This window comes from Micromonospora chersina, assembly GCF_900091475.1.
GTDB lineage: Bacteria > Actinomycetota > Actinomycetes > Mycobacteriales > Micromonosporaceae > Micromonospora > Micromonospora chersina.
The window spans coordinates 4,993,640-5,019,642 of sequence record NZ_FMIB01000002.1 but is presented as its reverse complement, the minus strand read 5'-3'; the positions used below and the strand labels follow the sequence as shown (position 1 = coordinate 5,019,642).

Here is a 26,003-nt window from a genome sequence, read left to right as displayed (position 1 = left end):
TCCTCAGGCCTCCCCGCGTACGACGATCTTGGACCACACGGCCACCACCGGCTCGCCGGCGACGGTGCTCACGTCGGTGCGGGTGGTCAGGAAGCCGTGCCCGCCCCGGTTGGTGACCTCCTCGATGGTGTTCACGCAGACCAGCTCGTCCCCGGCCACCACCGGCCGGGTGTACGCGAAGCGCTGGTCGCCGTGCACCACCCGGCTGTAGTCGACGCCCAGCGCCGGGTCCTCGACGATCTGCCGGCTGGCGGCCATGGTCACAATCACCGGGAAGGTCGGCGGGGCCACCACGTCGGGGTGGCCGAGCGCCCGGGCGGCCGCCGGGTCGTGATGCGCCGGGTCGGTCGCTCCGATGGCGGTGGCGAACTCGCGGATCTTTTCTCGGCCCACCTGGTAGGGGGCGGTCGGCGGATAGGTCCGGCCGACGAAGGACGGGTCCAGGGACATGCCCGCGAACCTACACGGAAAGCACGAACGCCGATCCGTACGGGCGGTCGGCCGTTAGGGGCCGCCGTCCGTGCGGACCGGCGTTCGGAAGCTGTCTGCGGGCCGGCGGTGCCGGCCGCGGGTCAGCGGGTCTCGCGGTGGATGGTGTGCTTGCCATCCCGGGGGCAGAACTTCTTCAGCTCGATGCGGTCCGGGTCGTTACGGCGGTTCTTGCGCGTGATGTAGTTGCGCTCCTTGCACTCCACACACGCCAAAGTGATCTTCGGCCGGACATCGGTCGCCTTCGCCACGGCGGAGTGCCTTCCTCGCTCACGGGTAACAACTACGGCGTATCAGCCTACGCGCTGCCTACGCGGACATGCAAAGTGGGCGCCTATGGCGCCCATCCCACCGGCCACCGGGCGCACCCGGAGGACGACGAAAGTAGCGGTGGCCGGACTTGAACCGGCGACACAGCGATTATGAGCCGCTTGCTCTGCCATCTGAGCTACACCGCCGTGGCGGGTCCAGCCGGACCCTCTGAGCCCCCTTACGGAATCGAACCGTAGACCTTCTCCTTACCATGGAGACGCTCTGCCGACTGAGCTAAGGGGGCCTACCCGATCACCCCGTGGGGTGTCGCGCAGAGGAAACAGTACACGACCCCGCCGCCGAGGTGAAATCGGATCCCCGGTTACCGCGTCCGCGCAGGTCAGGGCACGACCCGGAGGCGCGGAAGCTCGCCCGCCGCGATCGTCTCGGGGTCGACCTGGGCACCGAACCAGGCCTCCAAACGCTCGTACGGCAGGGGCCGGCTGAACAGGAAGCCCTGGCCGATCTCGCAGCCGATGTCCTGGAGCAGCTCCAGGGTCAGCTCGCTCTCCACGCCCTCGGCCACCACGGCCAGGCCGAACTGCTGCGACAGGGTCACCACGGCGTTGACGATGGCCAGGTCGCCCGGATCGGTGGCCATCCCCTGCACAAACGACCTGTCGACCTTGACCTCGTGCACGGGCAGCCGGCGGAGCTGGGCCAGGGACGAGTTGCCGGTGCCGAAGTCGTCGACCGAGAGGCGGACACCCAGGTCGCGGAGGCGCTTCAGGGTCGGAATGGGACGTTCGGTGCCGTCGAGCACACCGGCCTCGGTGATCTCCAGGGTGAGCCGCTGCGGCGGTACGCCGTACTCGTCGAGCAGGTCCCGTACCAGTGCCGGGAAGTGCTGGTCGGTGAGCGTCCGGGCGGCGAGGTTCACCGAGATGGCGAGGGCCTGCCCGCCGTGGCTCCAGTCGCGGCTGCGCCGCAGGCTCTCCCGGAGCACGAACTCGGTGAGCCGGCCGAGCTGGCCGGTGTGCTCGGCCACCGCCACGAAGTCGTCCGGGACGACCGTGCCGTGCGCCGGGTGCTCCCAGCGGGCCAGGCACTCCACCCCGACCAGGCGCCGGTCCCGCAGCGTGACCTTGGGCTGGAAGTAGACCTCCAGCTCCCCGTCGTCCAGCGCCCGGCGCAGGTCGCCGGCGAGGCCCAGCCGGCGCAGCGACCGGGACTCCAGCGCCGGGCTGTAGAGCTGCACGCTGCCCGGGACCGACTTGGCGGCCGTGGCGGCCAGGTCGACCCGCTGGAGCAGGGCCGCCGCGTCGCTGCCGTGGTCGGGATGGACGGCCACCCCCACCACGGTGTCCACGTCCAGGGTGAGCGCGTCGAAGACCATCTCGTCGCGGATCTGCTCACGCAACTGGCCGGCCAGTTCCAGCGCCGCCTCGGTGCTCTCCAGCCGCAGCGTCACCAGGAACTCGTCGCCGCCGGCCCGACCGACCAGGGCCGAGGAGGGCGCGCAGGCGCGCAGCCGCTCGGCCACCTCGACGAGGACCTTGTCACCGGCCGCGTGGCCGAGCGACTCGTTGACCTGGCGCAGCCGGTCGACGTCGAAGAGCAGCAGCGCCACCACCTCGCCGGGCGCCGCGATCCGGACCGCCTCGGTCATGGCCGCGGTGACCCGCCGTCGGTTGGGCAGCTTGGTCAGCGCGTCGTGCTCGGCGTCGTGCCGCAGTCGGTCGACCAGCCGCGAGTTCTCCAGGGCGACCGCGGCGTGCGCGGCGACGGTCTCGAAGACCGCGATGTCCGCCTGGGTGAAGTGGTTGCCGTCACCGAGCCGGTTGGCCACCTCCAGGGTGCCGATCACCACCGGGCCGGAGCGCAGCGGCACCACCACGACGTCCTTGACCCGCTGCTCCCCCAGCTCCGTCCGGAACTCGCCGTCCGTGGTCACGCCCCGGCCGACCGCGACCGTACGGCGGGCGTCCCGCACCTTCTCCCGGAGCGCCTGCGGGGTCTTCGCCACGTCCAGCAGCCCCGGGTCGTCCACCCGAGCGGTCAGCAGGGTCTCCGGGTGCCGCCCCTGGGCCGGGAGCCAGAGCGTCGCGTACTCGGCCTGCATGAGGGCCCGCACCCGGCCGAGCAGGGCGTCGGCCAGCGTGCCGGTCTGCCCGCTCTCCATCACCGCGCGGGTCAGCTCGTAGAGGTCGGTCAGGGTGCGGTGCTGCCGGAAGAACTGCGCGTACGACCGGTAGACCGGCACCAGCCCGGCGCCGAGTGCGGCGAGCAGCAGCACCGACCACCCGGTGCTGCGCACCAGGATCAGCACGATCAGCCCGACCGTCACGTTGATCGCTGCCGTCAGCAACGCGGTCTTGACGCTGCGGACGGCCCCGCGGCCGGTCTGCCACCCGTTGAGGAGGGTGTGCACCGCGACCACGCTGACGACGCTGACCAGCAGCACCATGCTGACTGCGGCGGCGATGCTGATCCAGGTCCGCGGCTCCACCTCCGTGAGCGGCGGGAGCGCCTGGAGCACCAGGACGGCCAGCGAGGTGCCGGCCGCGGCCCGGGCCACGTTGAACCAGACCTTCGGCGCCGACAGGCGGTGCCGGATGTTCGTGACGAGCGTGGCAAGCGAGTAGATGACGACGACGCTGAGCGGTGGCAGGAAGAAGAGTGCCAGCACCAGCGGCAACTCGGTCAGCGTGACGGCCGACGTCTGCCGGCGGACGACGAGATTCAGCAGCGGCAGCCCGGCCGCGACCATCAGGACCAGGAAGAGCGCCGCCTGCGGCCAGCGGCCGAAGGGGTGATCGGCGAGCAGGCCGGTCACCGTGGCGCAGGCCACGGCGAACAGGGCCATCGGCGCCGTGATGATCCAGGCGTCCTCGGACGTCCTGCGCCGTGGCTGACCGCGACCGCTCATGCCGCTCCCTTGTCGTTGGCGGCGCGCCGTCCCGTCACCGGCACGGTTCGATCTCCGGCTGGCATGGCGCTCGTGTCAACCGGAGATCGACGGAGATGGACCGGGGGGCCGGTCACGTCCAGATGAGGTCCTGGGTCTGCGCGCCCCCCGTGCTGCCATCGAAATCGAAACCGCCGACACCACCAATGAGAGCGGCGAGAACAAGAAGTGAGCCAAGCAGCCGGCCCAACCTTCGACCAGACATGATTGCTCCTGTCGGGAGAGTTTCGGCGATGGTGGAGGTTCCACGATCGTGCCACACGGGGAGCACGCACAAAAGCGGTGGAGGGCTCCCCTCGGGGCGTCAGACAGGGAAATCATCCGTTCGACCGGCACGCCCGCCCCTCCGGCCCAGCATGCTGTCACGATCGGTCCCGACGCTGCTACGGAAGGCGCGCACAACGACTTCCCGGTTAAACCGCGCGTAAGAGCAGATTCGTCTACCAGCCATGATGATCGGAAGTCTTGGCCACAATGGACGGCGAAGCGGGCGGTTGCGGTAGCCCCGTCGAACAGACTCCACCATCATCGATGTCCGGGCAAGAGGCTCGGGCTGTCCGATTCGCGCGCCCCGGCCCGAGGCGGATCGGCACTCGTCCGGAGCAGCGGCGGGGTCAGGACTGCCGCAGGGGCCGGAACGCGGCCCGCACCTCGGTCGCGAACAGCTCCGGCTCCTCCCAGGCGGCGAAGTGGCCACCCTTCTCCACCTCGTTGAAGTAGGCGAGACCGGGGTAGACCGTCTCTGCCCAGCTGCGCGGGGCAGCCCAGATCTCGCCGGGGAACGCGGTGAAGCCGACCGGAACCGAGACCGGCGGCGGCGCCTGGCCGGACGCCGCGGCCGCGGCCAGGAACCGGCCGGCCTCCCAGTACCACCGGGCGGACGACGCACCCGTACCGGTCAACCAGTACAGCGTGATGTTGTCGACGACGCTGTCCCGGGTGAGACGGCCCACCGGCTCGCCGTCGACGAACGCGCGGGAGATCTTGTAGTAACTGTCCGTGTCGTGGTCGAGCATCCAGGCCGCCAGCCCGACGGGCGAGTCCAGCAGCGAGTAGCCAATCGTCTGCGGTCGGGTGGACTGCTCCAGGAAGTAGCCGAAGCCGTCCTTCATGAAGGTCTCGAGCGCGCCGTGCGCCGCGCGCTCCTGCTCGGTGTTCGCCGGCAGCTTGTCCTTGATGCCGATCGCCCCGGCCAGCAGGGTGAGGTGGATGCCGACCAGCCCTTCGGGCGCCTGACGGCCCATCGCGTCCGTGACGGAGGCGCCCACGTCGCCCCCCTGCGCGACGTAGCGCGGGTAGCCGAGGCGGTCCATCAGCTGCGCCCACGCCTGGGCGATCCGGTTGGAATTCCAGCCGAGCTCGGTCGGCTCGGCTGAGAAGCCGTAGCCGGGCAGGGACGGCAGCACCAGGTGGAACGCGTCCTCGGCGGCGCCGCCGTGCGCGGTCGGGTCGGTGAGCGGGCCGACGGATCCGAGCAGCTCGACGACGGAGCCGGGCCAGCCGTGCGTCATGATCAGCGGCAGGGCGTCCTCGTGCTTCGAGCGCACGTGGATGAAGTGGATGTCGACGCCGTCGATGGAGGTCGTGAACTGCGGCAGCGCGTTCAGCTTCGCCTCGCAGGCGCGCCAGTCGTAGCCGCTGGTCCAGTAGCGGGCCAGCTCCTGGACCGTCGCCAGCTGCACGCCCTGGGAACGGTCGTCGACCAGCTCCCGGCTCGGCCAGCGGGTGGCCTCGACCCGGCGGCGCAGATCGGCAAGCGCTTCGTCGGGCGTGTCGAGCCGGAACGGACGGACGTCGTTGCCGTTGGACATGCTCTCCACCTGCCGGTTCGCGTCGCCCGGCGCCGGGGCGCCGGTGGGGCTGGCACGCGCCCATCGTCGCAGCGGCCGGGCGACCGGCGGACCGAAATGCGAAGAAATGCTCGGGTACGACCCGGAGCGGCTCACCGACCCCACGAGTAAGGCCCCGGAGCACGTGGCTCACGGGGCCGTCTCTGCACCTGGTGGCGGGTAGAGGATTCGAACCTCTGTAGCTTTCGCGACGGATTTACAAGCCCGTTATCAAGGTCATCGATGGAAGTCTGGGCAGGTCAGGACCGCTTTTCTCTCCCGGTCGGCGGCTCGGACTCCCCCGCGTGCCCGTTGCGTGCCCCTCCGGAATGATCTTTGGCCTTCCGTGCCCGGTCGAGGAAGGCGGCCACCTCGGCGTCCCGGCCGTCGACAGCTCGGGCGTAGTGGCGAGTCGTGACGCTGGCGTTGGAGTGACCCAGCCGGCGGGCGGCGACCAGGACGCCATGAGAATCAGCCACCCAGCCACCGTGCGTCGCCCGAAGGTCGTGAGGGATCAGGTCGGTCAGGCCCGCCCGCTCGACCGCCCGGTCAAATCGGTACTTCCAGCCGTTGTAGCTCTGCGGCCGGCCGGCGGTCCGCTGCTGCCGGCCAGGGAAGAGGATCGCGTCCGGGTCATCGGGCAGCTCGGCGAGGTGCTGTCGGAGCCGGTCGACCACGAAGGCCGGCAGAGCCAGTTCCCGCCGCTGGTGACTCTTCGGGGTGTCGATGATCGGGCCACCGGGGAGCTGGGCCACCGACTCGGCCACGATCATCCGACCATCCGGCACGTCGACGTGCCGGCGGCGCAGGCACAGCGTTTCCCCGATCCGCAGCCCGCCGTAGGCGAGGACCAGGACCAGCGGTCATCCGGCGGTGACAACTCGGCCAAGAGCCGGTCGACGTGCGCGGCCGTGAGGATGGTCGGGTTCGGCTCTGGTAGCCGAGGTAGCTTGACGCCCCGGCACGGGGTCACCGGGATCATCCCGTTGTCGACGGCCGAGGACATGATCTGCGACAGCAGCCGGTACGCCTGACGCACCTGAGAGGGGCCGACGCGGGTAGTCAGGTCGGCCACCCAGCGCCCACGGTCATCGGCAGGACGGCGGAGATCACCACGTTGCCGAAACGCGGAAGGATCATCCGCGTCAGCAGCGACCGGCACGTGTGCCGGGTCTTGGCCTTGAGCGTCGGCGTCAAGGCGGCCCGCACAGCGGGCCGCGCCGGCCCGGCCCCGGCCTGCTGGCGACCTCCGGCCGGCATCGGCCGGGCCGGCCGGCCACGCTGGCGCGGAACACCAAGGGCATGAAGGGCTGAGGCGGGACGACCGCCATCGGGGTTGCTCTCCGTTGACGGCGGGGCGATCGCTGCCGCGCAGAGCTGCTTGCCTCCGAGTCACGTGGGCATTGCCCGCGGCTCGATGACGACGAGGACCAGGACGTGGCCCATCCGCCTGGTGCCCGATCCTCTACGCCACCCGGCCGGCGTCAAGGGCGCTGCGCGTCGGCACGCCGATGGCCTACGGCCACCCTTGACCCCGACCGGCCGCCGCAGTCCTCGGCACCTATCAGGGGATGGGGGCAGACTGGCGGCCATCCGCCCGAGGAACTCGGACGGCCTACGACTGCTTTGATCAAAGGGGGCACTCTTGGACGCAGACAGCGACGAATCAACGGTGACCGTCCCGCTCGACCAGGCGATCGAGGTAGCGCGCTTGCTTGAGTGCCTCACCGTCTCGCTTGACCGGATCAGTTCACGGATGGCGGGCGGCGAGGCAGACGCCGCGACCCTCGACCGATTCGTCACCGAGTGGCTGGTCGGCCCGCAGGTTTCTCAGGCGCGAATGGCCCTGTGGGATGCCATCAGTCAGGTGATCGGTGAGGAGGCGGTGGAGGAGATCGCTGGAGCAGTCCCCAGCTTCCCGGACGCCCCTCCTGAGGAGGTAAGACGGCTTCGGCAGGAGCTGTCGGCGTGGCAAGAGGCGGGCGGTGGGCAGCGATCTCTCAGGCGGACGAGAGGGATGGGAGTCAAGGGCGCGTAGGTGGCTGGTGGCCTCCGGCATGGGCCATCCGTGGGCCAGTAACCCTGGCGCGCAGCAGTCACGAGCGGGCCCGAGAGGTAACCAGGTCGGCCGCTGGCCGCAGGCGTTTCGGACATCACGACCGCTTGATGGCGCTCTTTCAAACTGACGGTGCCGCCTGGCCTCTAATCGCGCTCGACCCCGGTGCACCCGATCACGTGCGGCCGGTCCAAGGCTAGAAACAGCATGTACGCCCAGGGCGGATCTTTCACTGTCACCTTGCCCAGCCGTACGAGTTCCGGCCTGCGCTCTCGAAGTTGCTCCACGGCCTCCCGCAGCCCGATTGTCCGTTGGCCTGTTCTACGGATGTGCCGCTCGCGGCGCCGATAGATCGACTCCAGGTGCGACGCCGGTATCCCCTCATCCCAGACGACAAACTCAGCGCCCTGAAGCAACGCCTGCCGGCACGCGCGATGCGCCGGTACGTCATCAGCAAGCGCGCTCAGAAGTTCGTCTCGCGTCACCAACCAGCTCCCGTCTGGGCCGTGCCGCAGCTCCAGGACGTGCCCGCTACGTGCCCGATCGGCCGGAGCATGAGGGGCAACAGCGGTCAATCATCGCAGGAAACGACGAAGGCCCCTGAACCACGTTTTCGCAGTTCAGGGGCCTTGTCGTTGCCTGGTGGCGGGTAGAGGATTCGAACCTCTGTAGCTTTCGCGACGGATTTACAGTCCGCTCCCATTGGCCGCTCGGGCAACCCGCCAGGGCACACCACCGCGTCGCGACGCGGCGGCGGAAGCAAGGATAGCGGTTGCCCCCGGGTCCGTCGCAACCGGGTACCGTCAGGGGGTCCCACCGCTGGTCAGTGGGGGACGGACCAGGACAGACCGCCGGACAGCAGGAGCATGATCATGGCAGCGAACCCGTCGTTCGACATCGTGAGCAAGGTCGACCGGCAGGAGGTCGACAACGCCCTCCGCCAGGCGGAGAAGGAGCTCGCGACGCGGTTCGACTTCCGCGGCACCGGCGCCGAGATCTCCTGGTCGGGCGAGGAGGCGATCGGCCTCCAGGCGGAGACCGAGGAGCGGGTCCGGGCCGCGCTGGAGGTCTTCAAGGAGAAGCTGGTCAAGCGGAACATCTCGCTGAAGTCGCTGGATGCCGGCGAGGCCCGCGCGTCGGGCAAGGTCTTCAAGATCGACGCCAAGGTCATCCAGGGCATCGACTCGGACAAGGCCAAGGCGATCAGCAAGAAGATCCGCGACGAGGGCCCCAAGGGCGTGCAGGCGCAGATCCAGGGCGACCAGCTCCGGGTCACCGGCAAGAAAAAGGACGACCTCCAGGCCGTCATCGCGCTGCTCAAGGGTGAGGACTTCGGCGTCGCCCTCCAGTTCACCAACTACCGCTAGGCACCCGACTGACGGTGGTCGGCGGGCTCGGCGTCCGGAGCCCGCCGACCAGGTCAACGCGAGAAGATCAGCAGCAGGATCACCGTCAGGACCGCGCTGACCAGGATCGAGCCGAGACAGCCGACGCGGTTGGAGAAGAAGAGGAACATCTCCCGGGCTTACCCCGTAGGCGACAGTTCGATCAGGCGGCGAGGCGGAGACCTCACTCGACCGGGCCGACGCGGAGCTGGCCGAGTTCGAACTCGCAGTTGTCCCCGCGCACGCCGACGGCGCCCGCGCCGGTGATCGGCCGGCCGTTCGCACCGCCGTCCGTAGCGGCCAGCAGCAGCCGGTCACCCTGCCGCACGTCGATGCCCACCGAACCGGAGGGGGTCGTCGCGATCGTCACCTCGAAGGACTGCCAGGCCCCGAGCGGCACCCGGTAGTCGACCTGCCCGAGGGTCACGTACGTCCCGCCGTTGACCTCGCCGCCGCTCAGCTTCTTCTTGATCACCATCCGGTCGTCACGCCGGTTCAGCGACACCACGTACAGCTCGGTCTCGTCCTGCCAGCGGAGAAACAGGTGCACGCCGTCGGTGCCGGCGGGCGCCTCCCGCCCCCGGTCGGTGAGCCCGAGGGTGCGCAGCCGCAGCGACACCCGCACGTTCTCGAAGTCGTGGCGGCGAGTGGTCATCCGGAAGACGCTGGAACCGGTGCCCGTGGCGGACTCCGCGTCGGGGGTCGCCGCGTCCGGCACACCGGTCCAGCCCACCCCGCCCCGCCGGTAGAGCGAGCCGCTTGTCACTTCCCAGTCGTCGGAGCGGTGCACTCCCGGCCGGTCCGGGTGGCGGTGCGCGTACTCGTTGGTCACGAGCTGGTCCGGGCCGGCGAAGGAGGGGGCGAAGACCTGCGGTGCGGCGCCGTGCTCCCAGCGCAGCACGGCCAGCGACGCCAGCACGAGGAGGGCCACCCCGGCCGCGACGACCGCGAGCAGCCACCGGCGCCGCGCCCGGCGACCCGCCACGTGGCGCGCGGGTGGCCGCACCGTCGTCGCCATGGCGCCCCCTCCCATCACGTCTCCATCGGGGCGGTGCAGAAGCCCTGTCGTCGCAGCCCCTCGATGATCCCGGGCAGCGCCCGGACCGTGTTGCCGGACTCGCGGCTGCCGTCGTGCAGCAGGATCACCGCGCCGGCACGCAGCCGGGCCAGGACGGCCGCCTCGATGTCCGCCGCGGCCCGTCCCCGCCAGTCGTTGGTGTCGATGCTCCACCGCACCTCCCGCAGGCGCAACGCCGCCGCCTGGTCGTGCACCACCGGCCCGGTGCTCCCGAACGGCGGCCGCAGCAGGGTGGGGGCCGGCACGCCCGCCGCCGTCACCGCCGCTTGGGTGTCGCTCAGCTGGGCGCGGACCGCCTCGGCGCTCAGATCGGCCAGGTGTGGATGGTCCCAGCTGTGGTTGCCGACGATGTGCCCGTCGGCCGCCTCGGCGGCCACCAGTCCGGGATGCGCCCGGGCCTTCTCCCCCAGCACGAAGAAGGTGGCCTGGACGCCGTACGCGCGGAGCACCTCGAGCACGGCCGGAGTGTGCACGTCCGGGCCGTCGTCGAAGGTGAGCATGACGCGACCTCGGGTGCACGGGTTGTCCCTGCTCGCCCGGTCGAGCACCGCCTGGTCGACGCGCACCTCAGGGCGCTCCTGCTCAGCCGCGGGCGGGTTCCGCACGTACCCGGTGAACGCCACCATCGCCGCGAGCGCGACCACCGCGGCCAGCAGCTCGCCGAGGTGCCGGCGCAGGGTGGGCCGGTGCGGCCCACCCCGCGCGGGCACTGTCGGTTCCTGCGTCATGCCGACGTGTCCCGGAGGCTGTAGTCGTCGGTGAGCAGGGTGCCCGTGCCGACCAGCGCCAGGCCGAAGCTGAGCGCGGTGGCCCCGGCCGGCACCGGTGGGGTCACGTACGCCGGGGTCTGCGCCCAGGCGGCGCTGACCGGCAGGGCGGGGCCGGTCAGCCAGTAGACCCAGCCACCAGCGGCGTTGCGGTAGTAGACCACGAGCTGGACCCGGCTCGTCGCGCTCCAACTGCCCCGGTACCAGACCTTCGCGGAGTACGTGTGGCCGGCGACGGCGGCCGGCGCGCACGCCCCGGTGTCCTGGCGGGTCACCAGCTTGCGGTCGCCGCTGCTCCAACTCGACACGGTGACCTGCTCGGCGTACGAGCCGGTGTGCGCGTCGGTGGTGCGGCTCCAGGCGTAGCTGTTGGTGCCGAAGCCGCCGAACTGGAAGCAGGACGGCAGCGAGTTGGTGCCCACCGACTCCAGCGAGGCGTTCTGCACCAGCTCGTTCGGGTCGGCCGAGGAGAGCGACGGGCCGGGGACGCCCGGCTTCAGCGCCCCACCGACCACCTCGTCGACGGTGCGGACAGTGGTGCCGGTGGCGGCCCGCGGAGCGAGCCAGTCGAGGAACGCCGCCAGGGTCGCCGGGCTCACCTCGTAGTCGCCGCCGCAGCCGTCGCAGACGTGGTGCATCACCAGTTGCACCCAGCCGCCGCCGTGCGTCTCCGCCTGGGTCACGTACGTCTTGAGCTGCTCCAGTGTCGTGGTGTCGCGCACCGAGTCGGGGGTCTGGGTGAAGTACGGGTCGACCGGGGGCGTCGACTCGGCGTACGGGCAACCGGAGCAGGAGCCGGGCGAGACGACGCCGCCCACCGACCGGGCGCTGTTGTAGCCGCACTCGGCGGCCACCTGCTTCGTGGTCGCGTTGGCCGAGCCGTACGGGTAGGCGAGGTTCTTGACGGTGAAGCCCATCCCGAGCAACGCCACCCGGTCGTTGCAGATCTCCCGGCGCTGGTCGTCGGCGGAGAGGGCGTTGAGGTCCGCGTGGCTGACGGTGTGCCCGCCGATCTCGTGCCCGGCCGCGGCAAGCGTGGCCAGGTCGGACTGCGACATGTAGCCGCTGGCGCCGACCCGGCCGCTGTTGATGTAGAAGGTGCCGCGCATGCCGCGCGCGTCGAGCAGCGGGCGGGCGTTGGCGAACTGGTCGTACCCGCCGTCGTCGAAGGTGAGCGACACGACGGTGGGGCCGGCGGCGCGCGCGGGAGCCCCCGGCAGGGCCGGCGCGACCAGGAGCGCGGCCAGCGCGGCGAGCAGGGCACGGAACAGGATCGTGGTGGACGGTCTCCGGTGGACGAGATGAAGGCGGCGCATCGGGGCTCCTCTGGACGGCGAGGTGTTCAGGTGATCGGGGTCAGGACGGGTGCGTCGTAACCGACGGAGGTGCCGGCCGGGCCGGTCAGGGAGAAGACCACCCCGCCCTCGTGCAACCGGTTGTCGAAGGTGGCGGTGATGGGCGGGGCGCCGGCCGGCAGCACGGTGATCCGGTCCCCGCGGACCTCCACGGTCAGCCGCACGTGGGCCCCGCTGCGCAGATCCCGGGTGACCAGGCGGGTGGCGGCACTGTCGCCGACCTGCTGGCGGACGGTGATCTGCCGCCGCCCGACCAGCACCTCGACCGCGCCCCGGTGCCCGGCGCCGCCCCCGTCCCGGACCGCGACCACGGCGGAGACGCCGGGCCGCAGCCCATCGACCGCCAGGGTCAGGTCGTAGTCCCGCCACTGGCTGGTGTTGACCTCGTCGAGCCGGCACTCCCCCGCGCCGTGCCCGTCGACGCTCACCCGCAGCCGGCTCGGTCGCACCGCGCACCGCCCCTCGGCGGCCAGCCACGGCGCGGTGGTGAGGTCGCGGGGCGGCACCGTGGGGATGGACCGGCGGATCATCGTCAGCAGGCTCGCCGTGCTCGTGCTGCGACGCACGCCGATGCGGGGCAGCAGCCACCGGGAGGTGGAGCCGCCGAGGGCGTTGACGTGTCCGCTGGGAACGTTCTCGCCGGTGAAGGCGAGCGAGAAGCCCGCGCGTTCCAGCAGGACGGGCAGTTCCCGGGAGATCTCGATGCTGTTCGAGAGCCGGCCCGCCTCCCCGTAGGGGTAGGAGAAGGCGGTGGCCCGCTCGCCCAGGACCCGCTGGAAGAAGTCCTGGCTGCGTTCGAGGTCCGCGGAGACGCGCCGGCGCCACTCGGCCAGGGTCTCCGGGCGGCCCGCCACGAGGATCTGGTTGGTCAGCGCGGGTTGAATGTCGCCGGCGACCGGCACCCAGTCGTGCAGCGCGTCGGTGTGCGAGCCGAACTCCCACCGCCCGCTCTCGGCCAGGTCCCTGATCTGGCGGGTGGAGAGGAAGGTGGACGGGGTGCCGGGAGCGACCACCCGTCCGGTGGTCAGGAAGGCCACGCCGGTGAAGCCGTACGCCCGCAGCACCGGGTCGACGGTGGTCCAGGTGGTCAGGGAGCCGTCGTCGAAGGTGAGCAGCAGCGGCCGATCCGGCAGCGTGCCGGCGCGCCCGGCGAGCGCGTCCCGCACGTCGGCGAGCTTCACCGTCCGGTAGCCGGCGGCGGCCAGGGCGGCCAGGTGCTCGGCGAAGGTCGCCCGGCTCACGGTGCCGGCGGCGGTGTCCTCGTCGGAGACGCCGTGGTACGTGAGCACGGTGATCGCCCCGGGATAGCGGGGCATCGCCGGCCGGTTCGCCGACGCGGCCACCGTCAGGGCGGAGAGCTGCGGCGGGTCGAACGGGCGGCTCAGGGTCACCCAGCTCGCTCCGGCGGCGAGCAGGGCGGCGACCGCGACGAGGCCGGTGAGCAGGGCGAGCAGCCGGCGCCCCGGCGAGGGACGGTCAGTCACGGGCCACCGCCGGAACGGGCCGGGCCGCCGGGACCGGGACCCGGGGCGGGTCCGGCGGGGCGGTCGGGGGCGGCGCCGCGCCCCGGGTGCCCCAGCTGCCGTCGCGGATCCTCGCGACGGCCCAGAGCAGTTGCGGCGAGAACAGGATGTAGAAGAAGGTCCCGAGCAGGGCGTAGAGCCAGAGGCCGTCGTGCCGCAGCATCCGGTAGACCAGGGCGTACGCGCCGGCCACCAGGTAGAGGCCGGTGAAGTAGACAAGCGGGAAGTGCCCGTCGACGAACGGCTGGATCAGGCTGTAGAGGACGATCACCGGGCTGAGCAGGCCGGCCGCGGTCTGCACGGCGACGGACGGCAGGGCCCGGGCGCGGGTACGCCAGATGTGGGCCAGCAGCAGCGGCCCCTCCCGGGTCCAGGACTTCTTCCAGCGCAGCTGCTGGCGGAGGAACTTGCCGTACTTCTCGGGCGCGTCGGTCCACGCCTCGGCCCGGGCGTCGTACCTGGTGGTCCAGCCGGCCTTCAGCACCCGGTTGGTGAGGGCCCGGTCGTCGCCGTAGGTGCACTCCACGCCGAGGAATCGCTGGTGCTCCCACGCCTCGAGCAGGTCCACCACCGCCGAGCGGCGGTACGCGGCGAAGCAGCCGGAGCAGCAGGTGACCGCCCCGAGCACCGACTCGGCGCTCTTCAGCAGCTGGAAGGAGACGTAGTACCGGACCGCCTGCATCCGGGTGAGGGTGTTCGCCTCCGCGTTGCGGACGTAGGTGAGCCCGGAGATCGCGCCCACGTTCGGATCGGCGAAACCCTGCACGAGCGTGCGGATGGCGTCCGGCGCGGGCATGGAGTCCGAGTCGACGAAGACCAGGATCTCCGCCGAGGTGGCCCGGATGCCGGCAGCCATGGCCGCCCGCTTGCCCTGGTTGTGTCCCAGGTCGATGCAGCGCACCGCGCCGGGCCGGTAGCGGCCTGCGGCGCGCCGCATCTGCTCCCAGGTGTCGTCGGTGGAGCCGTCGTTGATGACGACGATCTCCAGCTTCTCGGCCGGGTAGTCGAGCGCCAGGCAGGAGTGGATGGTCCGGCCGACCGCCTCGCCCTCGTTGTAGGCCGGCACGATGATCGCCACGGTGGGCTCCAACCCGACGTCCCGGGGTGGCCGGTAGAACGCGGCGAGAACGAAGCGGCTCAGCACGTAGCTGCTGATCAGGATGGTGTAGCCGGCGGCCACCAGGTTGCCGCGCAGGAACATCACCTTTATCCCGACGTGCCAGCCGATCAGCCCGCAGATCGCCGCGATGCCGAGCAGTGCGGCGATCTGCCGGGGCCCCCGCCGGGTGCGCTCGGCCCGGTGCCGCTCCACCCCGCCGCTCGCCCCCGCCGGGTCGGGCGCACCGGACGGGGCGGCCACGGGTAGGAGAACCGTGTCCGCGAGGTCGGCGTACCGCCACCCGAGCGCAAGCGCCGGGAGCCGCGGGGTGTCCTCCGGGTCTCCCTGCGCGGCGACCGGACGGCCCGCCCAGGGCAGCTGGTGCGGGGGCGGCGCGGGCCGGTTCCTCAAAGCCGGAACCGTCCCTGCGCTGGGGCCAGCCGGTAGGTGGCGTCCAGCACCAGCGGGTGCTGGTCGAGCCAGTCGAGGTCGGCAGCGCGGTGCAGGGTGTGCACCAGCACCAGGTCGACCTCCGCGCCGGCCGGGTGCGGCACGCTCCGCAGCACACCGGAGGCGAGCTGCAGCCGGGGCACGTGCGGGTCGTGGTAGTCGACGGCGGCACCGGCGGCCCGAAGCTGCTCGATGATCTCCAGGGCGGGCGACTCGCGCAGGTCCTCGACGTCGGGCTTGTAGGTGACGCCGACGACCAGCACCCGGGCGGCCCGCAGCGGCGTTCCGGCGTCGGCGAGCAGCGTGCGGATCCGGTCGACCACCAGGCGGGGCCGGCCCGCCAGCGCGGTCATGGCGTGTTCGATGACCGGCACCGGGGTCCGGGCGCCGCGAAGCTGCCAGAGCAGGTAGTGCGGGTCGCACGGGATGCAGTGCCCGCCCACGCCCGGCCCGGGGTAGAAGGGCATGAATCCGAACGGCTTGGTGGCGGCCGCCTGGATCACCTCCTGGACGTCCAACCCGAACGCCCGGCTGGCCTCCGCGATCTCGTTCGCGAACGCGATGTTGACGGCCCGGAAGGTGTTCTCCAGCAGCTTGGTCATCTCGGCGGCGTCGGCGGAGGAGACCTCGTGCAGGGTCGGGCCGTAGCCGTGCAGGGCGGCCATGGCGCGGTCCCGGCACTGCGCGGTGACCCCGCCGACCACCCGGGGCACGAGGGCCTGTGGCCGGTCGTTGCCCGGGTCGATCCGCTCCGGGCTGAACGCGACGTAGACGTCGGCGCCGGGGTGCAGCCCACGCGCCGCCAGGGGCTCGGCGAGCAGTTCCCGGGTGGTGCCGACGTAGCTGGTCGAGGTGAGAATCAGCACCTGCCCGGGCACGGCGTGGTTGACCACCGTCTCGCAGGCCCGGCGCAGGATCCGCAGGTCCGGCACGAGCTGCGGGTCGACCGGCGTGGGTACGCAGATCAGCACGGTGCCGGCGTCGGCCAGCCGGGCCGGGTCGTCGGTGAGCTCGAAGGCGGACCGGTCCGCCAGCGCGTCGCCGAGGCGCACCAGGTCGGCGGGAAGCAGATCCACCCGCCGCTGCCCGATGGCCGCCAGCCGGGCCGGATCGACGTCGATGCCCAGCACCCGGCGCCCGGTGGCGTGCAGGGCGAGCGCGGTGGGCAGTCCCACGTAGCCCAGGCCGACGACCGCGACGTCGTGGCGAGGCGGCGCGGCGCGGGCCGGCGAGTCCCCGGTCGCCTCGTTCCGCAATTCCTGGGCAACGCTGGACGGGGCCGAAATAGCGACGGTCATCACCGTTCTCCTCCGCTCGGGAAACACCAGATGAACCACAGGAAAAACGAATAGCGCTCGAACGCGTCATCGCGTTACACGATTGTCGGCTAGCCGACAATCCGCATCCAGTTCGATCGATTGGGTGAATCCAAGCGGCGCGGGGACCAGCAGAGACGCTGTCCCGCGCTGCTGAGAATGGAACGTGAACACGACCTTGAAGGCAATCGTGAACGCGCGTTTTTCCATTCTCGGAGGCCATGAACGGACAAACGGTCGATCGGAGTCGACCGGCGTACTGAAAGGAGAAACAATCATCCGGACCCGACCGCCGGAATTGCGGGACACCGCCTCCAGCCCGCCGTGCCGATCATTCACGCCGCGTCGGCACTTTCGGTTGCCCCGGGCACCAGCAGCATGACATGACTGACCGAAGGGTCAGCAGGGAACGGATCTGCCGGCGTCCGGCAAGGCGGACCGGCGGACGACGCCACCCGTCCCGCCGTGCGGGGCGGCCGGTCCGGCGCTCAGCCGGACCGGCTCAGGCCGCGGCGGCGTGCTCGGCGCGGACCGCCCGCGCCTCGGCGCGGGCGATCGGGCCGGCGGGCGGCGCGGCGACCGCGGCCCCGACGGCGACCGCCGCCCCGGCGAACAGGAACGCCCAGGGCACGCCGCCCGCGTGGTCGACGATCAGCCCGGCCACCGCTCCCCCGGCGGCGCTCGCCGCCACGGACATGGTGACCACCCAGGTGTACGCCTCGTTCAGCATGCCGGCCGGGATGATCCGGCCGACCAGGGTGTTCTCCAGCGTCAGCGCGGGGGCGATGGTGGCCCCGCCCAGCACCAGCGCGACGCCGAGCGCCGCCGGCCCGGGCATCACCGCGAAGACGGCGAAGCTGGCCGCGACCGCGCCGAGCAGCCAGGCGAACTGGCGGCTCATGTTGGCCGCGGGCTTGCGTACCCCGAACCAGAATCCGCCGAAGGCGCTGCCGACGCCCCAGACGGCCAGCAGCACGCCGGCGAGGCTCTCCGGGTCGTCGGTGGTGGCGTTCCCGGCGAAGGCCGGGACGGTCACGCCGGCCGCGCCGAAGGCGATGCCCAGGCTGGCGACGCACAGCAGCAGGGCCGGGAAGCCGCCGAGCCGCAGCGGGCCGAGGCCCCTGGCGTGGTGTTCGCGGGGGTGCGGCTGCCAGCCGCGCATGACCCGGCCGAGCGCCACTGCGGTGGTGCCGACGAGGGTGACCACGGCGGCGCCGACGAGCGCGGCGGCGGCGTCGGCGACCAGGACGAAGCCGGCCACCAGCAGCGGGCCGAGCACGAAGACGACCTCGAAGAGGGAGGTCTCCGCGGCGAGCGCGGTGTTGCGCAGGTGGGCCCGGCCGGTGGCGTGGGCGGTGAGGTCGTTCCAGGCGCCCCGGATGGCGGCGGTCAGCGGCGGGTAGGTGGCGCCGGCGACACCCGCGGCCAGGTAGATCAGGGGAAGGTTGTCCGAGCCCGACCGGCTGGCACCGAGCAGACCGAAGAGGGCGAGCGGGTGGGCCACGGCGGTGGCCAGCAGCACCGGGGTGGGGCCGACCCGGTCGGCGATCCGCCCGGCGACCGGGCTGAGCGCGGCGCCGGAGAGCGCGTAGACGCCGCCGGCGACGGCGGCGAGCGAGTACCGGTCGGTGACCTCGGCGACCACGAGCAGCAGCGCCAGGGGCGTCATGCCGATCCCGAGCCGGCCGATGACGCCGAGGACCAGCAGCATCGGGGCGCCGGGAATCCGCCAGACGCCCAGGTACTGGCGCAGTGCGGCCACGGTCGACCTCCAGGGGTGTAACGAGTGGGAGACGTTTCGACCCTAACGCCAAGGTGTATCCGGGGGAAACGGTTTGTGCCCGGACACACCACTCCGGCCGGACACACCACTCCGCCCGCGTCCGGACGGACGCGGGCGGAGGCGGTCGGTGCGGGTCAGCGCTGGAACTGCACCGGCCCGGAGCTGCGGGCCAGCTGCTCCAGCCGGGCCACCCGCTGCTCCATCGGCGGGTGGGTGGCGAACATCGCGGCGATGCCGCCGCCCCGCTTGAACGGGTTGTCGATCATCAGGTGCGCGGTGCTGGTGAGCTGACCCTGCGCCGGCAGCGGGCGGGCCTGCGTACCGGCGTGGATCTTGCGCAGGGCGCTGGCCAGGGCCAGCGGGTCCCGGCTCAGCTCGGCGCCGGACTGGTCGGCCTGGAACTCCCGGCTCCGGCTGATCGCCAGCTGGATCAGGGTGGCCGCGATCGGGCCGAGGATCAGGGTGAGCAGCAGCACGGCCGGGTTCGGGGAGTCCTCGTCGTCGGAGGAGCCCAGCGGGATGAACCAGGCGATGTTCGCCAGCGCGGTGATGATGCCGGCCAGGCCGGCCGCCACGCTGGAGATCAGGATGTCCCGGTTGTAGACGTGGGACAACTCGTGCCCGATCACGCCCCGCAGTTCCCGGTAGTCGAGGATCTCGACGATCCCCTGGGTGACGCAGACCGCCGCGTGCTCCGGGTTACGCCCGGTGGCGAACGCGTTGGGCTGGTACGTCGGGCTCACGTACAGCCGGGGCATCGGCTTGCCCGCCTGGGTGGAGAGCTCCCGGACCATCCGGTACAGCTCGGGGAACTGTGCCTCGCTGACCGGTTGCGCCCGCATCGAGCGCAGCGCGAGCTTGTCGGAGTAGAAGTAGGTCACGCCGTTCATCACCAGCGAGACGACGACGGCGAAGACTAGACCGCCGCTACCGCCGAACCAGTAGCCGACCGCGAGGATCAGCGAGGTCAACAGGCCGAGCAGCGCTGCGGTCTTGAGACGGTTGTGATGCACGATCGCTCCTTCGGTGCGCGGGCCCGCGCGGGGCCCGCTGACCGGTTCAACAACACCGGTACCCGCCAACCATCCTGCTCATGGCTGAAAGTTGGCTGGGGATTCCTGTGCGCGGGCTGTGCCAGCCTCCCAGCAGGGCACGAACCGGTCAGCGGGCCGCCACGTCGAGCACCAGCTGCGGGGCGAAACCGAGCACCACGGCCAGCGCGGTGGCGACCCCGAGCGCGACGACCACGGTCCGGGCCGGGCGGGCCGCGACCGCGCCGGGCGTGGCGTAGAGGGTGGCGGCCAGGCGCAGGTAGTAGGCCAGGCCGACCACGGCGTTCAACGCCACCACGAGGGCCAGCCAGCCGGCGTGCCCGGCCAGCAGCGCGCGGACGACTGTCACCTTGGCGAACAGGCCGGCCAGGCCCGGCGGCAGCCCGGCCAGCCCGATGAGGGCGAGCGCGAACGCGCCACCCACCCACGGGTGCCGGCGTGCCGCGCCGCGCAGGTCGGCCAGGGTGCCGCCGTCACCCTCCGCCGGCCGTAGCGCCACCACCGCGGCGAACGCGGCCAGCTCCAGCAGCACGAAGAAGACGGCGTACGCGACGGCCGCGGCGTACGCCCCGGCGCGGGCGTCGGCGGTGCGCCCACCGGCCAGCGCGAGCGCGCCCAGCGGGGCGAGGATGTAGCCGGCCTGGGCCACCGACGACCAGGCGAGCAGCCGGACCGTCCGCCGCTGGCGCAGCGCCACCAGGTTGCCCACGGTCATCGTGAGCACCGCGAGCAGGGCCAGCACCGGGCCGGTCACGGTGGCCGGCAGCGCCCGTTGCACCACGGCGAGCAGGGCCACCACGCCACCCAGCTTCGAGGCCGTCGACAGGTACGCCGCCACGGGCAGCGGCGCGCCGTCGTAGGTGGCCGGCGCCCAGGCGTGGAAGGGCACCGCGGCGACCTTGAAAGCCAGCCCGGCCACCACCAGCGCCACGGCGACGGTGGCCAGCGGCAGGTCGAGCAGGCCCTCCCCGGCGACGCCGAAGACCGCGCCGAGCCGGTCGAGGTGCAGGCTGCCGGTCACCGCGTAGAGCAGCGCCGCGCCGAGCAGGGTGATCGTGGTGGCCACCACGCTGACCACGAAGAAGGTCACCGCCGCCTCGGCCCCGGCCAGGCTGCCCCGGCGCAGGCCGACCAGCACGTAGAGCGGCAGGGTGAGCGTCTCCAGCGCCACGACCAGGGTGATCAGGTCGCCGGCCGCGCCGAGCACCACGCCGCCGGTCATCGCGCAGGCCAGCAGGAAGCAGTATTCGCCGACCGGGACCCGGCGGGCTCGCAGCAGCGGGCCGGAGAGCGCCAGCACGCCGAGGGTGAGCAGCGCGATGACGACCGCGACCAGGGCGGCGCGCCCGGTCCAGAGCCAGGAGCAGTCCGGGCCGACGCAGAAGGTGCGGCGGTCGCCGGCCGCGCCGACCAGCGCCGCGCCGAGGGCGGTGCCCGCCGCGCCGAGGGCGGCCACGGCCACCGTGGCGGCGGCCCGGGCCGCCAGCAGGTCGACCAGGAGCACCAGCACGGCCGTGCCGGCGGCCAGGTAGGCCGGCAGCAGCGCCACGTTGTCCACGGTCTGCACCAGGCTCATTTGGTGACCACTCCCAGCAGGGCGCCCACCGGGCCGGAGGCGTAGGACAGGACCAGTGCCGGGGCCAGGCCGACGGCGAGGGCGAGCAGCACCAGCGGCGCCCAGGCGGTCAGCTCCGCCCCGGCCAGGCCGGGCGCGAGCGGGGCGACCGCCGGGCTGGGCCGCCCGTGGGTGACCCGGCGCAGCAACCGCAGGAAGTACGCGGCGGTCAGCGCGCCGCCCAGCGCGGCCAGCACCGCCAGGGTGGTCCACAACCCGCCGCCCCGCCGCAGTGCGGCCACCACGGCGAACGCCTCGCCCCAGAAGCCGGCCAGCCCGGGCAGCCCGAGCGAGGCGACCGCCGCGAAGCCGAGCAGCCCGGCCAGCCGGGGCGCGGTCTCCCGCAGCCCGGACAGCTCGTCGAGCGACCCCGTGTGGGTGCGGTCCTTGACGGCCCCGGCCAGGAAGAACAGCAACCCGGTGATCACGCCGTGCGCGATGTTGCCGATGAGCGCGGCCTGGAGGCCGGTGGCGGTGAGCGTGGCGACCCCGAGCAGAACGAAGCCCATGTGCCCCACGCTGGAGTATGCGATGAGCCGCTTCAGCTCGTCCTGCGCCAGGCAGACCAGGCCGCCGACCAGGATCGCCGCGACGGCGAGCACCCCGAGCACCGGGGCGGCCCAGCGGGCGCCCTCGGGGGCCACGCCGACGGCCACCCGGATCAGCCCGTAGGTGCCCATCTTGAGCAGCACCCCGGCCAGGACCACGCTGCCCACGGTGGGGGCCTGGGTGTGCGCGTCGGGCAGCCAGGAGTGCAGCGGCCAGAGCGGGCTCTTCACGGCGAATGCCAGGGCCAGCAGGGTGAACGCGGCGAGCTGGGTGCCCCGGGACAGCCCGGCGCCCCCGGTCAGCGTCACGAGGTCGGCGGTGCCCGCGGCGGCCACCACCACGTAGACGCCGACCAGCAGCAGCACCGAGCCGAAGAGCGTGTAGAGAGCGAACTTGCGGGCCGCCCGGCGCCGGTCGTCGCCCCCCCAGCCGGCGATGATCGCGTACATGGGGAGCAGGACGACCTCGAAGAACAGGAAGAACAGCACGAGGTCGAGGGCGAGGAAGGTGCCCAGGATGCCGACCTCGACGACCAGCAGCAGCGCCACCAGGGCCCGCCCGCTGCCGCCGCCGGAGGGCACCCGCCAGAGCGTGTAGCCGCAGCAGAGCAGGGTGAGCAGCGCGGTGAGCACGACCAGGGGCCAGGAGATGCCGTCCACCCCGAGGTGGAAGCGCAGGTCGAGGCCGGGCACCCAGGGCGCGTCGAGCCGGTGCCAGGGCTGCACGGCCGGCCGTGGGCCGTAGCCGAACCAGCCGTGGTCGCCGCCGACCAGCGGCAGGGCGGCGAGCAGGGTCAGCGCGGCGGCGGCCGTGCCGACCAGCCGGCCGGCCCGGTCACCGGGGACGGCGGCGGCCGCGACCGCGCCCAGCGCGGGCACCGCGAGGACCGCGACCAGCAGGAACTGCCCGAACGTCATGAGGCCACTCCGATCAGGGCGACCGCGAGGCCGATGAGCAGCGCGCCGGCCAGCACCCCGGCCGCCGCGCGGGGCAGGGCGGCCCGGTGCAGCGCGGCCAGCCCGCCGCCCACCTCGACCGCGGCCCGGCCGCTGCCCTCCACGAGGCCGTCCACCCCCAGCTCGTCCCCGGTGCGCACGGCCCGGGCCAGGGCGGTGGTCGGGCGTACGACGAGGGCGTCCTGGACGTCGTCGAGCCGGAACGCCCGGGCGAAGACCGGCCGCAGCGGACCCAGGAAGCGCGCCGGGTCGGCGGCCGGGTCGCGGCGCCAGCCCGCCCAGGCGACGCCCGCGCCGACCAGCAGCAGCAGGAACGGCAGGACCAGGTTCGGCGCGAGGTGGACCAGCTCGACGGCCTCGTCGGTGGCGTCGGCGGGCACCCGCAGCCGGTCGGCGAACCACGGCGCGAAGGCGGCCAGGCCGAGCAGCGCGGCGGGCACCGCGAGCAGCAGCACCGGCCAGCGCAGCACCGCCGGCGGGTCGTGCGGGTGCGCCAGCGGGGTCCGGGTCGCGCCGAGGAAGGTGCGCAGCAGCAGGCGGGTCGCGTACCAGGCGGTGACCGCGACGCCGAGCAGCCCGGCCAGCCAGACCAGCCAGCCCACCCAGGCCGGGGCCGGGCCGGCGCCGTCCAGGGCGGCGGCCTCCGCGGCGGCGAGCACGCCGTCCTTGCTCCAGAAGCCGGACAGCGGCGGCACCCCGGCCAGCGCGCCGAGGCCGATCAGCATGCACCAGAAGGTCAACGGCATGGCGGTGCGCAGGCCACCCATCCGGGACATCAGGGTGGTGCCGACGGCGTGGATGACCACGCCGGCCGCGAGGAACAGCAGCGCCTTGAACGCGGCGTGGGTGAGCAGGTGGAACAGGGCCGCCGCGGGGGCGCCGACGGCGAGCGCGCCGGTCATGTAGCCGATCTGGGAGACCGTCGACCAGGCCAGCACCCGCTTGATGTCGTCCTGCGCGGTGGCCGCGAACGCGCCGAGCAGCAGGGTGACCGCCGCCATCACCCCGAGCACGGCGAGGGCGGCCGGTGCCTGCGCGAAGAGCGGGAAGAGCCGGGCCACCGCGTAGACCCCGGCGGCGACCATGGTGGCCGCGTGGATCAGCGCGGAGATCGGGGTGGGGCCGGCCATCGCGTCCGGCAGCCAGGTGTGCAGCGGGAACTGGGCGCTCTTGCCGGCCACCCCGGCGAGCAGCAGCAGGCAGGCCGCCGTGAGCGTGCCGGTCGGATAGTCGTGGGCCAGCACGTCGGCGATCCGGAAGCTGCCCGCGCCGACCCCGAGCAGCGCGATGCCGAGCAGGAAGCCGACGTCACCCACCCGGGTGACCAGGAACGCCTTCACGGCGGCGGCCGGCGCCTCGGGCAGCCGCCGGTCGTGGGCGATGAGCAGGTAGGAGCAGATGCCCATCACCTCCCAGCCGACCAGCAGCAGGATCAGGTCGCCGGAGACCACGACGGTCAGCATGGCGGCGGTGAAGAGGCTGATCTGGGCCGCGTAGGGCGGGTAGCGGTGGTCCACCTCGACGTCGTCGTGCGGGCCGCGCCGCAGGTAGCCGACCGAGTAGACCTGCACGGCCAGGGCCACCGCGGCCACCGCCACGGCGACCAGCACGGCCACCCCGTCCAGCCGCCAGCCGAGCGTGACCCGCAGCCCGCCCAGGTCGACCCAGTCGGTGGCGCCCTCGACCGGCCCGTCCACCCGGAGCAGCAGCGCCAGCGCCGCCAGCAGCGCGACCGCCGCGCCGGCCACGCCGAGCGCGATGGCCGCCCGCCGGGCCGGGCCCTCCCCCGTGGTCGCCCCGCGCGGCGAGGGCGGCAGCAGCAGCCCGAGCAGGCCGGCGAGCAGGGGTACGCCGGGCAGCGCCACCGCGAGCAGTCCGGTCACCTGTCCCCCTCGCCCCGGCCGGCGGCGACAGCGGTGGGCGCCTCGGTGAGCGGCACGTCGTCGACCGTGACGCTGGCCCGCAGCCGGTAGAGCTGCAGCACGATGGCCAGCCCGACGCCGATCTCGGCGGCGGCGAGCACGATCACGAAGAGCGCGAAGACCTGGCCGGAGTGCGGCAGCGCGGCGCGGACCGTGGTGTCGGCGGTGACCAGGATCAGGTTGACGGCGTTGAGCATCAGCTCGACGGCCATCAGCACGAGGACGGCGTTGCGGCGGCGCAGCACGCCGAAGACGCCGAGGCCGAACAGCAGCGCCGCGGTGACGTACGGGATGACCGGTCTCACGCGCGCCCGCCCTCGTCGCCGGCCGCGACCACCGGGCGGGCCGGCTCGACCGGACCGGCGGGCGCGCCGGGGCGGGCCGGGCCGGCCGCCGGGGTCGCGCCGGGTCGGCCGATGTCGGGGCGGGAGAGCACGATGGCGCCCACCAGGGCGGCGAGCAGCAGCACCGAGAGCACCTCGAAGGGCAGCACCCAGGAGCGGAACACCTGCTCGCCGAGGCGTTCGGCGGTGCCCGTGGCCGGCATGTCGACGCGCGCCCAGCGGAACGCGTCGACAAGCAGCACGGCCAGGCCCAGCCCGCTGCCGGCCCCGATCAGCGCGGCCGGCCAGCCGGGCCGGTCGAGGTCGTCGGAGGGGCCGATCGGGGCCCGGGTCAGCATCACGGCGAACAGCAGCAGCACCACCACGGCGCCGACGTAGATGAGCACCTGCACCCAGGCCACCAGTTCGGCGCCGAGCACCAGGTAGTCACCGGCCAGCGCACCCAGGCAGACCACCAGCCAGAGCCCGGCCCGGACCAGGTGGCGGGTGGCCACCACCAGCGCGCCCGCGCCCACCGCCACCGCGCCGAGGGCGAGCAGCAGCACGTCGGCACCCGTCATGACGGCGCGCCTCCGCCCTGCTCGGCGCCGGGCTCGGGACGGGCCCGGGTCGGGGCCGGACGCGCGGCGGGGGCCGCGGCCTTGCGGGCGGCGGTGGTCTCCTCCTTCGAGGGGTCGCCGTGCGGGTCGTGGGCCGGCGGCGGCGGGACGGTGGCCATCCACTCGCCCAGGTGGTCCTTGTCGTGCAGCAGGTCCTTGATGTCGTACTCGGCGTACTCGAACTCGGGGGTCCAGTAGAGCGCGTCGAACGGGCAGACCTCGATGCAGATGCCGCAGTACATGCAGAGCGAGAAGTCGATGTCGAACTTGTCGAGCACGTTGCGCTGGCGGGGGCGGGCGGCGCCGGGCACCGCCACCTCCTCCTTGTGCGAGTCGATGTAGATGCACCAGTCCGGGCACTCGCGGGCGCAGAGCATGCAGACCGTGCAGTTCTCCTCCAGCAGCGCGATCACGCCGCGGGAGCGGGGCGGCAACTCGGGGGCCACGTCCGGGTACTGCTGCGTGGTCGAGCGGCGGGTCATCGTCTTCAGCGTGACCGCCAGGCCCTTCACCAACCCCTCGCCGGGCACGCCGCTGCGCTCGCTCATGCCGCCCATCCTGCCCTGTGCCCCGTGCGCGCGCGACCACCACCCGGCGGATCGCCCGCCGACCGGCC

The 26,003-nt window shown here is 72.9% G+C and carries 22 protein-coding genes and 3 tRNA genes; 2 read left to right on the top strand and 23 right to left on the bottom strand.

Annotated elements, in window-relative coordinates:
* Nucleotides 1-3 precede the first annotated feature (3 nt).
* The 7 genes from GA0070603_RS23370 to GA0070603_RS23340 all read right to left on the bottom strand — a co-directional run bounded on the left by GA0070603_RS23370 (nt 4) and on the right by GA0070603_RS23340 (nt 6,392).
* A complete protein-coding gene (locus GA0070603_RS23370; protein WP_091317946.1) occupies nt 4-450 on the bottom strand; it encodes a MaoC family dehydratase N-terminal domain-containing protein in 447 nt (148 codons plus the stop codon).
* Nucleotides 451-572: 122 nt separating this feature from the next.
* The gene (gene rpmG / locus GA0070603_RS23365; RefSeq protein WP_067301359.1) at nt 573-740 is read right to left on the bottom strand and encodes a 50S ribosomal protein L33; all 168 of its coding nucleotides are present in this window, start codon (nt 738-740) and stop codon (nt 573-575) included.
* Nucleotides 741-874: 134 nt separating this feature from the next.
* Nucleotides 875-947: transfer RNA gene (locus tag GA0070603_RS23360), tRNA-Met, on the bottom strand.
* Nucleotides 948-972: 25 nt separating this feature from the next.
* Nucleotides 973-1,045 (bottom strand) — tRNA-Thr (locus GA0070603_RS23355).
* Nucleotides 1,046-1,141: 96 nt separating this feature from the next.
* Entirely contained in the window at nt 1,142-3,670 is a 2,529-nt protein-coding gene (locus GA0070603_RS23350; RefSeq protein ID WP_091317943.1) for a putative bifunctional diguanylate cyclase/phosphodiesterase, read from the bottom strand.
* Nucleotides 3,671-4,323: 653 nt separating this feature from the next.
* A complete protein-coding gene (locus GA0070603_RS23345; protein ID WP_091317941.1) occupies nt 4,324-5,520 on the bottom strand; it encodes an epoxide hydrolase family protein in 1,197 nt (398 codons plus the stop codon).
* 278 nt (nt 5,521-5,798) lie between these two features.
* Nucleotides 5,799-6,392: a tyrosine-type recombinase/integrase gene (locus GA0070603_RS23340; protein ID WP_279627511.1), complete on the bottom strand. Its 594-nt coding sequence runs from the start codon at nt 6,390-6,392 to the stop codon at nt 5,799-5,801.
* Nucleotides 6,393-7,183: 791 nt separating this feature from the next.
* On the opposite strand from GA0070603_RS23340, the gene GA0070603_RS23325 reads away from it, so the two are divergent.
* Nucleotides 7,184-7,576 (top strand): hypothetical protein, encoded by a 393-nt coding sequence (locus tag GA0070603_RS23325; protein ID WP_091317858.1) that lies wholly within the window; start codon nt 7,184-7,186, stop codon nt 7,574-7,576.
* Nucleotides 7,577-7,740: 164 nt separating this feature from the next.
* Here the strand turns inward: GA0070603_RS23325 and GA0070603_RS23320 are convergent, their stop codons facing one another.
* Together GA0070603_RS23320 and GA0070603_RS23315 are read right to left on the bottom strand one after the other, a co-directional pair.
* A complete protein-coding gene (locus tag GA0070603_RS23320) occupies nt 7,741-8,079 on the bottom strand; it encodes a hypothetical protein (protein WP_139131925.1) in 339 nt (112 codons plus the stop codon).
* 155 nt (nt 8,080-8,234) lie between these two features.
* Nucleotides 8,235-8,318: transfer RNA gene (locus tag GA0070603_RS23315), tRNA-Tyr, on the bottom strand.
* 148 nt (nt 8,319-8,466) lie between these two features.
* On the opposite strand from GA0070603_RS23315, the gene GA0070603_RS23310 reads away from it, so the two are divergent.
* Complete coding sequence (locus GA0070603_RS23310) at nt 8,467-8,961, top strand: YajQ family cyclic di-GMP-binding protein (protein WP_167544580.1); 495 nt, start codon at nt 8,467-8,469, stop codon at nt 8,959-8,961.
* Nucleotides 8,962-9,163: 202 nt separating this feature from the next.
* Here the strand turns inward: GA0070603_RS23310 and GA0070603_RS23305 are convergent, their stop codons facing one another.
* From GA0070603_RS23305 to GA0070603_RS23240, 14 genes are all read right to left on the bottom strand, one after another.
* Nucleotides 9,164-9,997: a hypothetical protein gene (locus GA0070603_RS23305; protein ID WP_139131924.1), complete on the bottom strand. Its 834-nt coding sequence runs from the start codon at nt 9,995-9,997 to the stop codon at nt 9,164-9,166.
* Nucleotides 9,998-10,011: 14 nt separating this feature from the next.
* Nucleotides 10,012-10,785, bottom strand: a complete 774-nt coding sequence (locus GA0070603_RS23300; RefSeq protein WP_091317849.1) for a polysaccharide deacetylase family protein — start codon at nt 10,783-10,785, stop codon at nt 10,012-10,014.
* Nucleotides 10,782-12,140, bottom strand: coding sequence for a polysaccharide deacetylase family protein (locus GA0070603_RS23295; protein ID WP_091317847.1), 1,359 nt, complete (start codon nt 12,138-12,140; stop codon nt 10,782-10,784). The genes GA0070603_RS23300 and GA0070603_RS23295 overlap by 4 nt, the downstream gene beginning before the upstream one ends.
* Nucleotides 12,141-12,166: 26 nt before the next feature.
* Nucleotides 12,167-13,663 (bottom strand): polysaccharide deacetylase family protein, encoded by a 1,497-nt coding sequence (locus GA0070603_RS23290; protein WP_091317844.1) that lies wholly within the window; start codon nt 13,661-13,663, stop codon nt 12,167-12,169.
* On the bottom strand, nt 13,656-15,212 hold the full coding sequence (locus tag GA0070603_RS23285; protein ID WP_139131923.1) for a glycosyltransferase family 2 protein: 1,557 nt from the start codon (nt 15,210-15,212) through the stop codon (nt 13,656-13,658). Before GA0070603_RS23285 ends, GA0070603_RS23290 begins: the two co-directional genes overlap by 8 nt.
* Nucleotides 15,209-16,549, bottom strand: coding sequence for a nucleotide sugar dehydrogenase (locus GA0070603_RS23280; protein ID WP_091317839.1), 1,341 nt, complete (start codon nt 16,547-16,549; stop codon nt 15,209-15,211). The genes GA0070603_RS23285 and GA0070603_RS23280 overlap by 4 nt, the downstream gene beginning before the upstream one ends.
* A gap of 520 nt (nt 16,550-17,069) precedes the next feature.
* Nucleotides 17,070-18,329 carry an MFS transporter gene (locus GA0070603_RS23275; RefSeq protein WP_091317837.1) on the bottom strand — a complete coding sequence of 420 codons (1,260 nt, stop codon included), beginning with the start codon at nt 18,327-18,329 and terminating at the stop codon, nt 17,070-17,072.
* Between the two features lie 155 nt (nt 18,330-18,484).
* Nucleotides 18,485-19,363 carry a zinc metalloprotease HtpX gene (gene htpX / locus GA0070603_RS23270; protein WP_091317834.1) on the bottom strand — a complete coding sequence of 293 codons (879 nt, stop codon included), beginning with the start codon at nt 19,361-19,363 and terminating at the stop codon, nt 18,485-18,487.
* A gap of 148 nt (nt 19,364-19,511) precedes the next feature.
* Entirely contained in the window at nt 19,512-20,978 is a 1,467-nt protein-coding gene (locus tag GA0070603_RS23265) for an NADH-quinone oxidoreductase subunit N (protein ID WP_091317832.1), read from the bottom strand.
* Nucleotides 20,975-22,483, bottom strand: coding sequence for a complex I subunit 4 family protein (locus GA0070603_RS23260; protein ID WP_091317829.1), 1,509 nt, complete (start codon nt 22,481-22,483; stop codon nt 20,975-20,977). Before GA0070603_RS23260 ends, GA0070603_RS23265 begins: the two co-directional genes overlap by 4 nt.
* Nucleotides 22,480-24,405 (bottom strand): NADH-quinone oxidoreductase subunit 5 family protein, encoded by a 1,926-nt coding sequence (locus tag GA0070603_RS23255; protein WP_091317826.1) that lies wholly within the window; start codon nt 24,403-24,405, stop codon nt 22,480-22,482. The genes GA0070603_RS23260 and GA0070603_RS23255 overlap by 4 nt, the downstream gene beginning before the upstream one ends.
* Nucleotides 24,402-24,749, bottom strand: coding sequence for an NADH-quinone oxidoreductase subunit NuoK (gene nuoK / locus GA0070603_RS23250; RefSeq protein WP_091317823.1), 348 nt, complete (start codon nt 24,747-24,749; stop codon nt 24,402-24,404). Before nuoK ends, GA0070603_RS23255 begins: the two co-directional genes overlap by 4 nt.
* On the bottom strand, nt 24,746-25,348 hold the full coding sequence (locus GA0070603_RS23245; RefSeq protein ID WP_091317820.1) for an NADH-quinone oxidoreductase subunit J family protein: 603 nt from the start codon (nt 25,346-25,348) through the stop codon (nt 24,746-24,748). The genes nuoK and GA0070603_RS23245 overlap by 4 nt, the downstream gene beginning before the upstream one ends.
* Nucleotides 25,345-25,935 (bottom strand): NuoI/complex I 23 kDa subunit family protein, encoded by a 591-nt coding sequence (locus tag GA0070603_RS23240; protein WP_393199867.1) that lies wholly within the window; start codon nt 25,933-25,935, stop codon nt 25,345-25,347. The genes GA0070603_RS23245 and GA0070603_RS23240 overlap by 4 nt, the downstream gene beginning before the upstream one ends.
* Nucleotides 25,936-26,003: the final 68 nt, after the last annotated feature.

Coding starts and splice junctions, on each gene's coding strand:
- GA0070603_RS23245 (WP_091317820.1), bottom strand. CDS start 25,348: ATGACGGGTGCCGACGTGCTGCTGCTCGCCCTCGGCGCGGTGGCGGTG.
- GA0070603_RS23310 (WP_167544580.1), top strand. CDS start 8,467: ATGGCAGCGAACCCGTCGTTCGACATCGTGAGCAAGGTCGACCGGCAG.
- GA0070603_RS23300 (WP_091317849.1), bottom strand. CDS start 10,785: ATGACGCAGGAACCGACAGTGCCCGCGCGGGGTGGGCCGCACCGGCCC.
- GA0070603_RS23280 (WP_091317839.1), bottom strand. CDS start 16,549: ATGACCGTCGCTATTTCGGCCCCGTCCAGCGTTGCCCAGGAATTGCGG.
- GA0070603_RS23240 (WP_393199867.1), bottom strand. CDS start 25,935: ATGAGCGAGCGCAGCGGCGTGCCCGGCGAGGGGTTGGTGAAGGGCCTG.
- GA0070603_RS23345 (WP_091317941.1), bottom strand. CDS start 5,520: ATGTCCAACGGCAACGACGTCCGTCCGTTCCGGCTCGACACGCCCGAC.
- GA0070603_RS23370 (WP_091317946.1), bottom strand. CDS start 450: ATGTCCCTGGACCCGTCCTTCGTCGGCCGGACCTATCCGCCGACCGCC.
- GA0070603_RS23260 (WP_091317829.1), bottom strand. CDS start 22,483: ATGACGTTCGGGCAGTTCCTGCTGGTCGCGGTCCTCGCGGTGCCCGCG.
- GA0070603_RS23265 (WP_091317832.1), bottom strand. CDS start 20,978: ATGAGCCTGGTGCAGACCGTGGACAACGTGGCGCTGCTGCCGGCCTAC.
- GA0070603_RS23305 (WP_139131924.1), bottom strand. CDS start 9,997: ATGGCGACGACGGTGCGGCCACCCGCGCGCCACGTGGCGGGTCGCCGG.
- GA0070603_RS23295 (WP_091317847.1), bottom strand. CDS start 12,140: ATGCGCCGCCTTCATCTCGTCCACCGGAGACCGTCCACCACGATCCTG.
- GA0070603_RS23350 (WP_091317943.1), bottom strand. CDS start 3,670: ATGAGCGGTCGCGGTCAGCCACGGCGCAGGACGTCCGAGGACGCCTGG.